The 14,151-nt window shown below is 67.3% G+C and carries 13 protein-coding genes; 5 read left to right on the plus strand and 8 right to left on the minus strand.

What is annotated here, in order from left to right:
* Window positions 1-16 precede the first annotated feature (16 nt).
* Together aceF and AC5QAH_RS14590 are read right to left on the minus strand one after the other, a co-directional pair.
* On the minus strand, window positions 17-1,729 hold the full coding sequence (gene aceF, locus AC5QAH_RS14585) for a dihydrolipoyllysine-residue acetyltransferase (protein ID WP_126560089.1): 1,713 nt from the start codon (window positions 1,727-1,729) through the stop codon (window positions 17-19).
* Window positions 1,730-1,896: 167 nt separating this feature from the next.
* Window positions 1,897-2,412 carry a DNA-deoxyinosine glycosylase gene (locus AC5QAH_RS14590; protein ID WP_029379745.1) on the minus strand — a complete coding sequence of 172 codons (516 nt, stop codon included), beginning with the start codon at window positions 2,410-2,412 and terminating at the stop codon, window positions 1,897-1,899.
* 186 nt (window positions 2,413-2,598) lie between these two features.
* Here AC5QAH_RS14590 and AC5QAH_RS14595 point away from each other — a divergent pair, with 186 nt between their 5' ends.
* The 3 genes from AC5QAH_RS14595 to glpK all read left to right on the plus strand — a co-directional run bounded on the left by AC5QAH_RS14595 (window position 2,599) and on the right by glpK (window position 6,588).
* Window positions 2,599-3,234 (plus strand): OmpW/AlkL family protein, encoded by a 636-nt coding sequence (locus tag AC5QAH_RS14595; RefSeq protein WP_010481310.1) that lies wholly within the window; start codon window positions 2,599-2,601, stop codon window positions 3,232-3,234.
* A gap of 245 nt (window positions 3,235-3,479) precedes the next feature.
* A complete protein-coding gene (gene glpD / locus AC5QAH_RS14600; RefSeq protein ID WP_495232421.1) occupies window positions 3,480-4,982 on the plus strand; it encodes a glycerol-3-phosphate dehydrogenase in 1,503 nt (500 codons plus the stop codon).
* A 106-nt stretch (window positions 4,983-5,088) separates the two neighbouring features.
* Window positions 5,089-6,588, plus strand: coding sequence for a glycerol kinase GlpK (gene glpK / locus AC5QAH_RS14605; RefSeq protein ID WP_049411058.1), 1,500 nt, complete (start codon window positions 5,089-5,091; stop codon window positions 6,586-6,588).
* Between the two features lie 100 nt (window positions 6,589-6,688).
* On the opposite strand, the gene AC5QAH_RS14610 is transcribed toward glpK, so the two are convergent.
* Together AC5QAH_RS14610 and AC5QAH_RS14615 are read right to left on the minus strand one after the other, a co-directional pair.
* Window positions 6,689-7,483 (minus strand): MetQ/NlpA family ABC transporter substrate-binding protein, encoded by a 795-nt coding sequence (locus AC5QAH_RS14610; protein WP_010481303.1) that lies wholly within the window; start codon window positions 7,481-7,483, stop codon window positions 6,689-6,691.
* A 26-nt stretch (window positions 7,484-7,509) separates the two neighbouring features.
* A complete protein-coding gene (locus tag AC5QAH_RS14615; protein ID WP_010481302.1) occupies window positions 7,510-8,481 on the minus strand; it encodes a helix-turn-helix transcriptional regulator in 972 nt (323 codons plus the stop codon).
* Window positions 8,482-8,562: 81 nt separating this feature from the next.
* On the opposite strand from AC5QAH_RS14615, the gene AC5QAH_RS14620 reads away from it, so the two are divergent.
* Both AC5QAH_RS14620 and AC5QAH_RS14625 read left to right on the plus strand, forming a co-directional pair.
* A complete protein-coding gene (locus tag AC5QAH_RS14620; protein WP_010481299.1) occupies window positions 8,563-9,165 on the plus strand; it encodes a LolA family protein in 603 nt (200 codons plus the stop codon).
* 107 nt (window positions 9,166-9,272) lie between these two features.
* Entirely contained in the window at window positions 9,273-10,049 is a 777-nt protein-coding gene (locus AC5QAH_RS14625) for a DUF481 domain-containing protein (protein ID WP_010481298.1), read from the plus strand.
* Between the two features lie 128 nt (window positions 10,050-10,177).
* Here AC5QAH_RS14625 and hemC read toward each other — a convergent pair whose 3' ends face one another.
* The 4 genes from hemC to AC5QAH_RS14645 all read right to left on the minus strand — a co-directional run bounded on the left by hemC (window position 10,178) and on the right by AC5QAH_RS14645 (window position 14,121).
* Window positions 10,178-11,089 carry a hydroxymethylbilane synthase gene (hemC, locus tag AC5QAH_RS14630; protein WP_019338866.1) on the minus strand — a complete coding sequence of 304 codons (912 nt, stop codon included), beginning with the start codon at window positions 11,087-11,089 and terminating at the stop codon, window positions 10,178-10,180.
* Between the two features lie 583 nt (window positions 11,090-11,672).
* Window positions 11,673-12,404 (minus strand): LytR/AlgR family response regulator transcription factor, encoded by a 732-nt coding sequence (locus AC5QAH_RS14635; RefSeq protein WP_010481294.1) that lies wholly within the window; start codon window positions 12,402-12,404, stop codon window positions 11,673-11,675.
* Between the two features lie 10 nt (window positions 12,405-12,414).
* Window positions 12,415-13,458, minus strand: coding sequence for a sensor histidine kinase (locus tag AC5QAH_RS14640; protein WP_043397582.1), 1,044 nt, complete (start codon window positions 13,456-13,458; stop codon window positions 12,415-12,417).
* Between the two features lie 3 nt (window positions 13,459-13,461).
* The gene (locus AC5QAH_RS14645) at window positions 13,462-14,121 is read right to left on the minus strand and encodes an alpha/beta hydrolase (protein ID WP_100050030.1); all 660 of its coding nucleotides are present in this window, start codon (window positions 14,119-14,121) and stop codon (window positions 13,462-13,464) included.
* Window positions 14,122-14,151 lie beyond the last annotated feature (30 nt).

Below are 14,151 nucleotides of genomic sequence, written 5' to 3' on the forward strand. Positions count from 1 at the left end.
GGGGCGAAGCGGTGCCTTACAGCAGCACGCGGCGCATGTCGGCCAGTACCTGCGACAGGTACGTGGTGAAGCGTGCGGCCAGAGCGCCGTCGATGACGCGGTGGTCGTAGCTCAGCGACAGCGGCAGCATCAGCTTCGGTGCGAATTCCTTGCCGTTCCAGACCGGCTGGATGGACGACTTGGACACGCCCAGGATGGCCACTTCCGGTGCATTGACGATCGGGGTGAACGCGGTGCCACCGATGCCACCCAGCGAGCTGATCGAGAAGCAGCCGCCGCTCATGTCGGCCGGGCCCAGCTTGCCGTCGCGCGCCTTCTTGGCCAGTTCGCCGGTTTCCTGCGCGATCTGCACCACGCCCTTCTTGTCCACGTCGCGGATCACCGGCACGACCAGGCCGTTCGGCGTATCGGCGGCAAAGCCGATGTGGAAGTACTTCTTCAGGGTCAGGTTTTCACCGCTGGCATCGAGCGAGGCGTTGAACTCCGGGAACTTCTTCAGCGCCGCGGCGCTGGCCTTGATCAGGAAGGCGAGCATGGTCAGCTTGATGCCGGCCTTCTCGTTTTCCTTGTTCAGCGCCACGCGCAGGCCTTCCAGATCGGTGATGTCAGCCTGCTCGAACTGGGTGACGTGCGGGATCATGGCCCAGTTGCGGGCCAGGTTCGCACCCGAGATCTTCTTGATGCGCGACAGCGGCTGGACTTCGGTCTCGCCGAACTTGCTGAAGTCGACCTTCGGCCACGGCAGCAGGTTCAGGCCACCACCGGCAGCGACAGCAGCACCGCCGGCAGCCGGCACGCCACCGCTGAGTGCGGCCTTGACGAACTTCTGCACGTCACCCTTGGTGATGCGGCCACCCTTCTCGGTGCCGTTGATCTGCAGCAGGTCCACGCCCAGTTCGCGGGCGAACACACGCACCGCCGGGGTGGCATACGGCACCTTGGCCGGCAGCACGCCATCGGCGTTGAACTGCACCGGCGGGCTGGACGGGGTACCGGCCGAGGCGATCTCGCGGGCCGCCAGCCTGTCCGGCTGCGCCGGCACAGCGACCGGCTCGACCTTGGTGGCGGTCTCGGCGGCAGCCGGAGCGGCGGCTGCGGCAGCCTTGGTCGGCGCCGGTGCGCCAGCGCCCTCGGCTTCGATGATGGCGACCACATTGCCCTGCGACAGATTGTCGCCAACCTTGACCTTGATCTCCTTGACCACACCGGCCACCGACGACGGCACTTCCATGGTGGCCTTGTCGCTTTCCAGCGTGACCAGGCCCTGGTCCTTCTTGACCGTGTCGCCGACGGCGACCAGCACTTCGATGACCGGGATGCCGGAGTAATCGCCGATATCCGGCACCAGCGCCTCCACCGCGCCACCGCTGGCGGCCGGGGCAGCCGGGGCAGCAGCGGCCGGAGCCGGCGCGCTCTGGGTAGCGGCAGCCGGGGCAGCGGCCTTGGCCGGTGCCGGAGCAGCAGCGGCCGGCTTGGCGGCTTCGCCTTCGGCCACTTCGATCAGCGCCACGACCTTGCCTTCGGACAGGCTGTCGCCGACCTTGACCTTCAGTTCCTTGACCACGCCAGCCACCGACGACGGCACTTCCATGGTCGCCTTGTCACTTTCCAGCGTCACCAGGCCCTGGTCCTTCTTGACCGTGTCGCCGACGGCGACAAGCACCTCGATTACCGGGATATCGCTGTAGTCACCGATATCGGGGACAAGTGCTTCCTTGATTTCGGCCATGGGGATAACTCCGGCAATCTGGTGTAGGGAAACGTCTATTGTGCGGCCAGCGGGGGCCAGCGCCAACCGTTACAGGTGTTTTCAGTACTCACGCAGCCGGGACACGCTGTTGCTCATGGGTTGCGGCCGCGACCAGTCGGTAGCGTATTGTCCGGACGATGTCCGCTTCATGTCGCCAGTGCGTCGGCTACCGGCTGCCAGGCCTGGCGCAGCCGCGGCAGCGACCAGGCCGCGTTGGCCGGGCTGGTGGACGGCAGTGCCAGCAGCCTTGGCGGAGTCTCCAGGCAGGGCAGCACCCAACGCTGGAATGCCTTCAGCGAAGCGGCACCGTTGCAGCCGATCAGCTCCAGCTCAGGAAGCGAAGCGATCAATGCCGGCAGCGCATTGGGCACTTCCGTGCCACGCACGATGTCGGCATCCAGGCTGCCACGCCGCTCGCACTGGCCGATCACATCCCACAGGCCGATACCTGCCGCCTGTAGTGCCTGCAGTCGCTGCGCATAGGGCAGACCCGCGTCGAAGCCACAGATATCGGCCAGCACAGGCCAGAAGCGATTGCGCGGATGCGCGTAGTAGCGCTGCTCCTGCAATGACGCAACGCCGGGCATCGAACCCAGCAGCAGCACCCGGCACTTCATGTTCACCTGCGCTTGCAGGCCGATGCACACCGTTGCTTCGCTCACATCTTCTCCAACTGCATGAATGTCGCCGAAGGCCGAAAAGCCCATGAAAACAGGCTTTTCGCTCCGGTCGCTGAACAAGGAAAACTATTTTTTAACGTGCGTCGGATTCGATTCATGTTGGGGCGACTACGGTGTGCTCGCCCCGCAACCGGGGGCCCAAAACAAGAAACATTAGGAGATACCCCCATGCGCTCCATCCGTATCCTGAGTCTCGCCCTGCTGACCTCCGCCGCCTTCGCGCCGGCCGCTTTCGCCCAGGACAGCAGCAGCACCGACACCGCTTCGGGCAAGCATTTTGCCGTTGTCGGCGGCATCTCGCTGCTGGAACCGAAGAACGACCCGATCACCGGCGTGAAGAAGACCGATGGTGGCCCGGCGCCGACCGTCAGCTTCAGCTACTACATCAACGACAACTGGGCCGTTGAGCTGTGGGGCGCTGCCGACAAGTTCGACAACAAGTTCAAGGGCCCGGACAACGCCCGCCTGGGCTCGGTCGAGCAGCAGCCGATCGCGCTGAGCGGCCAGTACCACTTCGGCCAGGCTGACAACGTGTTCCGCCCGTTCGTGGGCGTGGGCTACTACCAGTCGAGCTTCAGCAACGAGAAGCTGGGCAACGGCGCTGACACCGACATCCGCTTCAAGGATGCCAAGGGCGTGATCGGCACCGTCGGTGTGGACATGAACATCAACTCCACCTGGTTCGCCCGTGCTGACGCCCGCTACATGCGTTCGCGCCCGGACGTGAAGGTGGGCGGCGAGAAGATCGGCGAAGCCAAGATGGATCCGTGGACCGTCGGCTTCGGCATCGGCGCCCGCTTCTGATCCAGGCTGCACCTGCTTCACTGATGTAACGCGACGGGCCCTTCGGGGCCCGTCGTCGTTTCTGTCACCCGCGTTCCACCTGTAGAGCCGAGCCCATGCTCGGCTGCTTTTATGTAGAGTCGAGCCAAGCCCCTATCCCGAGTCGAGCGGCGGGCTCCGCGCGCATTGCGATGCGTTACGTTCAATGGCGCCCACGGTCAATGGTGGCGCGGCTCGGCTCTACATAAACAGGATGCGGAGGCACGATGCACGACGTCGACCTGCTGGTGATCGGTGGCGGCATCAACGGCGCCGGCATCGCCCGTGATGCCAGCGGCCGCGGCCTGCGCGTGCTGCTGTGCGAACAGCACGACCTGGCCGCGCATACCTCCAGTGCCAGCAGCAAACTGGTCCACGGCGGCCTGCGTTACCTGGAACAGGGCGAGCTGGGCCTGGTGCGCAAGGCGCTGGGCGAACGCGAGGTGGTACGCCGGCAGGCGCCCCATCTGGTCCATCCATTGCGCTTCGTACTGCCGTGGAAACCCCACCTGCGCCCACGCTGGATGCTGCGCATGGGACTGTGGCTGTACGACCACCTGGGCCGGCGCAGCCCGGCATTTCCCGCCTCGCACGTCCTGGACCTTCAGCGTGATCCGCTCGGCCCTTGGCTCTCTCCGGACCTGCGGCAGGCCTTCAGCTACGCCGACGCGCAGGTCGATGACGCGCGCCTGGTGCTGCTCAACGCCCTGGACGCTGCCCAACGTGGCGCGCAGGTACATGTGCGCAGCCGCTGCATCGAGCTGCGCCCTGTACAGGGCCATTGGCAGGCCGTGCTGGAATCCGCCGATGGACAGCAGCATGTGACCGCGCGCGTCGTCGCCAATGCGGCCGGCCCATGGGCCGGCGGCCTGCTGGAGCAGATGGAGGCACGCAGCGGCGGCCCCGCGCTGCGGCTGGTACAAGGCAGCCACATCGTGCTGCGCCGTCCCTGGCCCGATGACAGTGCCTGCCTGCTGCTGCAGCCCGATGGCCGCGTGGTGTTCCTGCTGCCGTTCGCCCACGATCATCTGCTGGTCGGCACCACCGACACCGACTACCGCGGTGACCCGGCGCGCTGCGGCGTACTGCCCTCCGAGGTGAGCTACCTGTGCGCGGCCGCCAACCGTTATCTGCGCGAGCCGATCACTGCGCAAGACGTGGTCTGGCAGTTCGCCGGTGTGCGCCCACTACTGGCCGACCCGGACCCGCGTGCGGCAAAGCTGAGCCGAGACTACCGCCTTCAGCTGCAGTCCGACCCGGCGCCGGCGCTGCATGTGCTGGGTGGCAAGCTGACCACCTACCGGGTGCTGGCCGAAGAAGCGCTGAACCTGCTGCGGCCAGCTCTGCCACAGATGGGACCGGCCTGGACGGCAGGTGGAGACCCGCTGCCGGGCAGCGACTGGGGTGACGCCGCACAGGCGCGCTCCCGCCTGCAGGCGCTGGCACCGTGGTTGCCCGAGGAAATCGCACGCCGCTGGGCCGGCGCCTACGGCAGCCGCAGCGCGGAGCTGCTGCATGGCCTGCAGGGTGTGAACGATCTTGGCGAGGACTTTGGCGGCGGCCTGCATGCGCGGGAAGTCGCCTTCCTGCGTGAGCACGAATGGGCCCTGGATGCCGAGGACGTGCTGTGGCGGCGGAGCAAGCTGGGGTTGCGGTTGGATGCGGCGCAGGTGGCGCGGCTGCAGGCGTGGATGGGGCGGCGGATCCCTTTCCCACGGAACGGGCTCTGACCCCCCGTGTTGCCACGTGTGCCAACCAGGGTTGGCAGCTACCAGGGCGGCCGCGCGCGACGCGATCGATGCATTAGGATCTCCCCATCGCTACCGGAGACGCTGCATGACGCCCCGCTACGTGCTGGCCATCGACCAGGGCACCACCAGTTCGCGCGCGATCCTGTTCGACCGTGCCGGCGACATCGTCGGCAGTGCGCAGCGCGAGTTCGCGCAGATCTTCCCGCAGCCCGGCTGGGTCGAGCATGACCCGCGCGAGATCCTCACGAGCGTCTATGCCACGCTGACCGAACTGCTCAGCCGCGGGCAGATCGACCCGCGCCATATCGCCGCACTGGGCATCACCAACCAGCGCGAAACCACCGTGGTCTGGGACCGTGCCACCGGCCAGCCGATCCACAATGCCATCGTCTGGCAGTCGCGGCAGAGCCACGCCATCTGCGAGCGGCTGAAGTCCGACGGGCATGAAGCGCTGATCCGCGAGCGTACCGGTCTACTGATCGACGCCTATTTCTCCGCCACCAAGGTGCGTTGGATACTTGACCATGTGGAGGGCGCGCAGCAGCGCGCCGAACGCGGCGAGCTGCTGTTCGGCACCATCGACAGCTGGCTGGTGTGGAACCTCAGTGGCGGCCAGGCGCACGTGACCGATTACAGCAATGCCGCGCGCACCCTGCTGTTCAACATCCACACGCTGGACTGGGATGACGACCTGCTGGCGCTGCTGGACATCCCGCGCGCGATGCTGCCTCAGGTGCGCGATTCCAGTTCGGTGTATGCGCATACCCGGCCGCAGTTCTTCTTCGACCACCCGATCCCGATCGCCGGCATCGCCGGTGACCAGCAGGCGGCGTTGTTCGGCCAGGCCTGCTTCCAGCCGGGCATGGTCAAGAACACCTATGGCACCGGCTGCTTCATGCTGATGCACACCGGCACGCAGGCGGTGCGTTCGCGCAACGGCCTGCTGACCACCATCGCCTGGGGCCTGGATGGCCGCGTGGAATATGCGCTGGAAGGTTCGATCTTCATCGCCGGCTCGGTGGTGCAGTGGCTGCGCGACGGCCTGCGGATGATCGAGCGCGCCAGTGACAGCCAGGCGCTGGCCGCGCAGGTGCCCGACAGCAGCGGCGTCTATCTGGTTCCCGCCTTCGTCGGCCTGGGGGCGCCGTACTGGCGCAGTGATGTGCGCGGTGCGATGTTCGGCCTGACCCGTGGCACCCGCAAGGCGCACTTCGTGCGCGCGGCGCTGGAAGCGATGGCCTACCAGACCCGCGACGTGCTCGATGCGATGCAGTCCGATGCCGGTATCGCGCTGACCGAACTGCGCGCCGATGGCGGCGCGATCGGCAACGACTTCCTGGCCGGCTTCCAGGCCGACATCCTCGGCGTGCCACTGCTGCGGCCGCGGTTGACCGAGACCACCGCGCTGGGCGCAGCCTACCTGGCCGGTCTGGCAGTGGGGTTCTGGTCCAGCCGCGAACAGATCGCCGCGCAATGGGGCCTGGACCGGCGCTTCGAGCCACAGATGGACGTGGCCCGGCGTGAAAAACTGTATGCAGGATGGCAGCAGGCCGTTGCCGCCACCCTCGCCTTCCACGTCGACTGACTTTGTAGAGCCGAGCCATGCTCGGCTGCCGTTGGTGGGGTGCCGCAAAAAAGCAGAGCCGAGCATGGGCTCGGCTCTACAGGGACATTGGCGCCGGCAATCAGAACGCCGGCAGCACCGCGCCCTTGTACTTGGTCTCGATGAAGGCCTTCACCTGCGGGCTGGTCAGGGCCTTTGCCAGCTTCTGCACGCGGGCGTCGTCCTTGTTGTCCGGGCGCGCGACCAGGAAGTTCACGTACGGCGAGTCCTTGCTCTCGATCGCCAGTGCATCCTTGGTCGGGTTGAGGCCGGCGTCCAGCGCGTAGTTGGTGTTGATCAGGGCCAGGTCGACCTGGTCCAGCACGCGCGGCAGCATCGCCGAGTCCAGCTCGCGGAACTTCAGGTTCTTCGGATTGGCGGTGATGTCACGCAGTGTCGACAGCGCGTTGGTCGGATCCTTCAGCTCGATCACGCCGGCCTTGTGCAGCAGGATCAGCGCACGGCTGTTGTTGCTCGGGTCGTTCGGGATCACCACGTCGGCGCCTTCGCGCAGCTCGGCCAGCGACTTGATCTTGCGCGAGTACGCACCGAACGGCTCGATGTGCACGCCGATCACCTTCACCAGATCGGTCTTGCGGTCGCGGTTGTAGGCGTCCAGGTAAGGCTCGGTCTGGAAGTAGTTGGCGTCCACCTGCTTCTGCACCAGCTGGTCGTTGGGCTGCACGTAGTCGTTGAATACGCGCACGTCCAGATCCACGCCTTCCTGCTTGAGGATCGGCTTGACCACTTCAAGGATCTCGGCATGCGGCACGGCCGTGGCGGCCACCACCAGCTTCTGCGAGGGCTCGCCGGACGTGCCGCAGGCGGTCAGGGCCAGCGCAGCGGCGAGCAGGGGCAGCAACAGGGTCTTCTTCATGGGCGGGAGGGTTCTCGGGGGGAGTGTCAGGAGTTGTCGTAGTTGCTCAGGGCGAGCTCAAGCAGCGCCTTGGCCTGCTCGCGCAGCATCACCGGTTCGACGATCTCGGCATCCGAGCCGTAGTGCAGCACGTCCATCAGCAGCTCGCGCGAGACACTGTACGGCACCTTCAGTTCATAGCGGCCGTCGGCCAGGAAGCGGCCCTGCTGCTTGGAATGCCAGTGCTCGTCGGCCACCCAGCGCGCGGCCTTGGCGCTGAACAGGATGGTCGCCCAGCCCTTCGGCGCGCCGGAGAAGATGCCGTAGCTGGCCCCCAGCTGCTCGTCCAGTTCGCTGTCGGCCACGTCGCGGGCGGTGCTGTCGATCACCCGCGCCTTGTGGATGCGATCCACGGCAAAGCTGCGCAGCGCCTCGCGGTCATGGTCCCAGGCATCCAGGTACCAGTTGTCGCGGTAGTGGGTCAGGCGCTGCGGCGAAACGGTGCGCTTGGTCGGCTCGTCGGTGGAGCGGGCGCGGTACTCGAACGCCAGCTGGCGGCGCTCCAGCACCGCCGAAGCCACGCTGCGGAAGCTGCCTTCATCGAACTTGCGGCCACGGTGCGGAATTACCCGCACGCGGTCCACCGGCCAGCTGGAAACACCAGCCTGGGCTGCCAGCAGGCTCTCGATGCGCTGCTGCAGAGGTGCCAGCACCGAGGACAGCACGCCGCCGCCGGTCCGCGCCAGCAGGTGCTGCGAGGCCAGCAGGGCATGCAGTTCCTCCGAGCTCAGCCACAGGCCGGGCAGCTCGAAGCGGTCGCTCTCGTCGGCCTGGTAACGGAAGCCGGCCTCGCCGTCGCCCTCGATCGGTGCCATCAGCGCGTCGCGCAGGAAGGCCAGATCGCGGTAGACGGTGGCACGGGAGCAACCGAGCTTGTCCTGCAGGGTCGCCACCGTCACCGGATAGCGTGCGGACTTGAGCAGACGATGCAGGGCGGTGATGCGTTCGTATCGGTCCATACCCCCGATTATGTCCGAGTCGCGGGTCTTGTGTGGGACGTTTGGGCTATCGTGGTCGCCCCCACCCCTCTGGAACACCCGATGCGCCGGTTGCCTGCCCTGTCCCTGCTGGCCTGCCTGCTGCTGGCCGCCTGTGATCGCGCCCCCGCGCCGGCCAGCACCGACGCGCCCGTGCCTGCGGCGGATCCGGCGCAGGCGGTACTGGGCGCCAGCCAGCGCTTCTCGGCCCTGCGCAGCTTCCACGCCGAACTGGAGGTGCTGGGTGCACCGCAGCCGGTGCGCAGCGCCATGGACTTCGTCGCCCCCGACCGCTTCCGGGTGCAGACCCCGGCCGGTCCGCAGACGATCATCGGCGACACCATGTTCCTGCAGGCCGACGACGCGATCCGGCAGGTACCGACCCCACCGGGCCTGCTCGAGCAATGGCGCAACCCGCTGCCGGCCGATGCCCTGCCTGCCGATCTGCAGGCCGAAGACCTGGGCAGCCAGTCGCTGGACGGGGTCGAGACGCGTCACTACCGCCTGCGTGGCGCGCAGCCCGGCGAACGCCTGGAGTACTGGGTGGACGCACAGGGCCTGCCGCGGCAGATCGTCCGCAGCGGCAGCAGCAATGGCCGCAGCTTCCAGCTGCGCCTGCGCTATTCGCGCTTCAACGACCCGGCATTGCGCGTCGATCTGCCCTGAATAGGCGATCGCGGCAACGTCTGCTGAAGAAACCGTTTGGATCGATTCGGACCGCCATCACGCTTCCAGTATCATCACCGGCTGTCAACCGCTTCGGAGAAGCCCCGATGTCCCTGCGCGTGTCCCTGCTGATCCCCCTGCTGCTGTGCGCACCGCTCGCGTATGCGCAGGATGCCTCCGAACTGGCGGCGATGTCCTCGCCGTGGAGCGGCAGTGGCGGCGAGCTCGGCTTCGCTTCGGCACGCGGCAACAGCAGCACCGAGAGCTTCAACGGCCGCCTGCGCCTGCGCTACACCGATGGCGACTGGGTGCACAGCATGGACCTGGCCGGCCTGCGTTCCAGCTCCAAGGTGATCGAGACCCGCGACGACGGCTCCACCAGCCGCCGCAACAACACCACCGCCAACCGCTACACCGGCAGTGCCGGCAGCGCGCTGCAGCTGGGCGAGCACCGCCAGCTGACGGCCACGGTGCGTACCGAGCGCGATGACTTCGCCACCTACGACCGCCAGAGCTCGTTCGGTCTGGGTTACGGCACCCGCCTGTGGAACACCGAGCGTTTCTCGTTCGACGCACAGATCGGCCCCGGTGTGCGCCGCACCCACAGCACCGAGGACGACCGCACCCGCACCGGCATGATCGGCCGCGGCCTGTTCGACATGAAGTACTCGCTGACCGACAACACCGACCTGGTCAACACCCTGCTGGTCGAATCGGGTTCCTACAACACCTTCGGCCAGAACGACTTCGGGGTTTCGGTGAGCATGAACGAGCATCTGGCGCTGAAGGCCGGCTGGCAGGCGCGTTACAACAGTGACGTGGCCGAGGACAAGCGCAAGACCGATACGCTGACCACGATGAACGTGGTCTACAAGTTCAAATAAGCAGAACGGGCGCCGAGGGCGCCCGTTTCGTTTTTGTAGAGTTGAGCCATGCTCGACTTGAGCGCGAAGCCCGGGATTTTCCCGGCGAAGAGCAGCCGAGCATGGCTCGGCTCTACAGACATCGGGGCTCAGGCGTTCAGCAGTTCGCCGGCGCCATCGTCCAGCAGCAGCTTCGCCACGCGCTGGCCCAGCGCTTCCGGGGCATTGGCCGGGCCCACCGCCTCGGCACGCACCGCACGGCCATCGCTGGCGCTGCCAACCAGCCCCTGCAGGTGCAGGTCGTCGCCCTGCCACTGCGCGATGGCCGCAACCGGTACATGGCAACTGCCATGCAACGCACGGTTCATCGCCCGCTCGGCTTCCACGCAGGCACGCGTGGTTGCGTCATCAAGCGGGGCGAACAACGCCATCAGGCGCGCATTGCCGCCATCGCACTCCACTGCCACCGCGCCCTGCGCCGGGGCCGGCAGCCACTGCGGCGGTTGCAGGCGCGCGACGATGCGCCCGCCCAGGCCCAGACGCTCCAGGCCGGCCACGGCCAGCACGATGGCGTCGTAGCCGCCGTTGTCGAGCTTGGCCAGGCGGGTGTTGACGTTGCCGCGTAGGTCCAGCAGCTCCAGGTCCGGGCGCAGCGCGCGCAGCTGGGCCTGACGACGCAGCGACGAGGTACCGACCCGCGCGCCGATCGGCAGCGCGTCCAGCGAAGCGTACAGATTGGAGACGAAGCCATCGGCGGGATCGTGGCGGGTCAGCATTGCCGGCAACGCGAACGGCGCGTCCAGTTCCATCGGCACATCCTTCAGCGAATGCACGGCGCAGTCGGCCTCGCCACGCAGCATGGCCAGCTCCAGTTCCTTCAGGAACAGGCCCTTGCCACCAATCGCGGCCAGCGAACGGTCGAGCACCTCGTCGCCGCGGGTGCTCATCGGCACCAGTTCCACATGCAGGCCGGGGTGGGCCTGGCGCAGGCGGTCGGCGACGTGTTCGCTCTGCCAGAGGGCGAGCGGGCTCTTGCGGGTGGCGATGCGGACGGTTTCCATCCGGTCATTATCGCGCCTTCGGCGCGGATACGGCCAACGGCGGAGCCCCTCGTGGCTTGAAGCAGCAGCTGGGCTTGGCCGGTCGGGGTGGGCTGCGCAGGGGTCGCTGCAAGTACGTCCATGTAAGCTCGGTCGCCGCATCCATGCGGCTCACGCCCCTGCGCAGCCCACCCCGACCGGCCTCTGACAGTTTCCGTGTGCGTCAGCCACGGAAGATCAAAAGAAAAAAGAAAAAAGCAGAAGCAGAAGCAGAAGCAGAAGCAGAAGCCGTCGGCTTCCGGGGTCAGATCCCTTTTCCGCAGGAAAAGGGATCTGACCCCTCTTCCCCCCACCCGATAACAACAATGCCTTTGCCGTCCGACACGGGAAAAGCGAGAGGGTTGGGCCGGGGTGGGGTGGCGGGACCGTTGGCGCCATGGATGGCGCCATCGAGCTTACAGGGATGTACTTGCAGCGTGTCCCGCCACCCCACCCCGGCCCGACCCCGCACGTAGAAACACCGAGCCATGACCCGCTGTTGCTGTTGCTGTTGCTGTTGCTGTTGATCTCGAAGCAGTCGCGGCCGCAGGCCGCGCGGAACCACTCACAGATGCCGCAATTCCTGCTTCAACGTCGCCACGCAGCGGCGGCTGACTTCCAGCGGCTGCTTGCCATGGCGCAGCATCGCCTGCACCTGGCCGCCCGTGCCTCGACGCAGCTCCACCAGCTCATGGCGTGCCACCAGGCAGTTGCGATGGATGCGGATGAAGCGGCTGGCGAACTCCTCCTCCAGCGACTTCAGCGACTCCTCGATCAGGTCTTCGCCGCGTGCGTGGTGCACCACCACGTACTTCTCTTCGGCCTGCAGGTAGTGGATGTCGTCCAGCGGAATCAGGCGCAGGCTGCCGCGCAGGCGCGCGCACAGCATGCTGCGGGCCTGCTGCCCGCGGTGGTCCTGCGGCTGGCCGTCGCGGCCGGCCAGGAACGTGCGTGCGCGTGCGATCGCTGCAGCCAGGCGCTCGGCACGCACCGGCTTCATCAGGTAATCGATCGCTGCCGCTTCGAAGGCCGACAGTGCATGCGCGTCGTAGGCAGTGCAGAACACCACCGCCGGGCGTGGCTCGAAGCTGGCCAGGTGGCGGGCCGCTTCCAGCCCATCCAGCCCGGGCATGGCGATATCCAGCAGGACCAGGTCCGGCTGCAGCTCCGCGCACGCGTGCAGGGCCTGCTCGCCGTTGCCGGCCTCGGCCACCACATCCACGCCGTCCTGCGCGGCCAACAGGCTGCGCAGGCGCTCGCGCGCCAGCGGTTCGTCATCGGCGATGACTACCCTCACGATCGCTCCCTCACTGGATCGGCACTGTCACCTGGCAGGCATAGTAGCCCTCGCTCCAGCCAGCCGTCATCCGCGCGGCGCTGCCGAAGCGCCAGGCCAGCCGATGGCCGATGCTGTGCTGGGCATGGCCGGCACCGCGCGCCAGCGCCAGCCCGGGGGCCTGCGGATCGGGCGCCGGATTACGCACGCGGATCTGCAGCTCATTGCCCTCGCGCGCCAGCTGCAGCTCGATGGTGCCACCCTCGGGCAGCCGCGAGATGCCATGCAGCACGGCGTTCTCCACCAGCGGCTGCAGTACCAGGCGAGGCAGGGGAAGATCCCAGGGCAGTGGCTCGTCGCGTTGCCAGCTCACCTGCAGGCGCTCGCCCAGTCGAAGTGATTCGATCGACAGATAGCGCTCGGCCAGCTCGCATTCGTCACGCAGGGTGGAATCGCCCTCGCCCGCCCCCAGCGCGGCACGGAACAGATCGGACAGGTCCAGCACCGCCCGCTCGGCCACCACCGGGTCGCGATGCAGCAGGCTGGCGATCAGGTTCATGCTGTTGAACAGGAAATGCGGGCGGATCCGCGCCTGCAGCGCGTCGGCCTGTGCGCGTGCGTTGGCCTGTACCTGCGCGGCCCAGCGATCACTCACATAGAAGTAGCGCAGGGCCAACGCCGTGATCAGCGCCGTCGTCGCGGCGCTGCCCAGCGTGAAGCGCCAGAAGCTGATGCCGCGGGCGAAGTTGTCGCCAAGCACCGCGTACAGGGCATGCACGATGCCCGCGCAGACCACCGCGATCAGCGTCGCCAGTGCGATGGCCGAGACCGCCCCCAGGACCTGTGGCAACCTCGACAACGCGTTCCGCAGCAGGCACAGGCTGGCCGTTACGGCCAGCGCCAGCCACAGCGCGAAACCACTGGCCGACAGCAGTTCGCCCACGGTCCAGTGGCGGCTGCCATCCGGGGCCAGGGCCAGCACCACCACCACCAGTTCGGCCAGGCCGAGCATCGCCGCCAGCCGCGGCAGGCGGCACAGTTCCGGCATCCAGGGCGGGGCGCTGGCCGGTGACATGGCTCAGGCAGCGCCCAGGCGTTCCTGCAACCAGTCACCCAGCGCCTGGATCTCTTCGGCGCAGACCTGGTGGGCCATCGGGTAGCTGTGCCATTCCACCTCCAGGCCCAGTGCCTGCAGGGCCTGCGCGCTGTGTACGGCCACCGCCTGCGGAATCACCGGGTCGCTGCTGCCATGGGCCATGAACACCGGCACCTGCACCGCTCCGTCAACGCGCTTGGCGCTCTCGGCTTCCGGCAGGTAGGTGGACAGTGCGATCAGGCCAGCCAGTGGCGCGGTGCGTGACAGCGCGGCGGTCAGGATGATCGCGCCCCCCTGCGAGAAGCCGGCCAGGAAGATCTTCTCCGGCGCGATGCCGCGCTCGACCTCCCGCGCAATCAGCGCATCCAGCTGCACCACCGATTCCTGCACGCCGGCCATGTCGGCGCGCGAACGGAAATCCATGCCGACGATGTCGTACCAGCCACGCATCGGCACGCCGTTGTTGATCGTGATCGGCCGCACCGGTGCATGCGGGAACACGAAGCGCAGCGCCGGCCAATGCGGACGCACCAGCTCCGGCACGATCGGTGCGAAGTCGTGGCCGTCGGCGCCGAGGCCGTGCAGCCAGATCACCGACCACTGCGGCGAGGCGCCGGTTTCCTGTTCCACCGTTTGCAGCATGATGCGGCTCCTTCAAGTTCGAGCCGCATT

The sequence above is a fragment of the Stenotrophomonas sp. YJH_SMC_43 genome, from assembly GCF_059372535.1.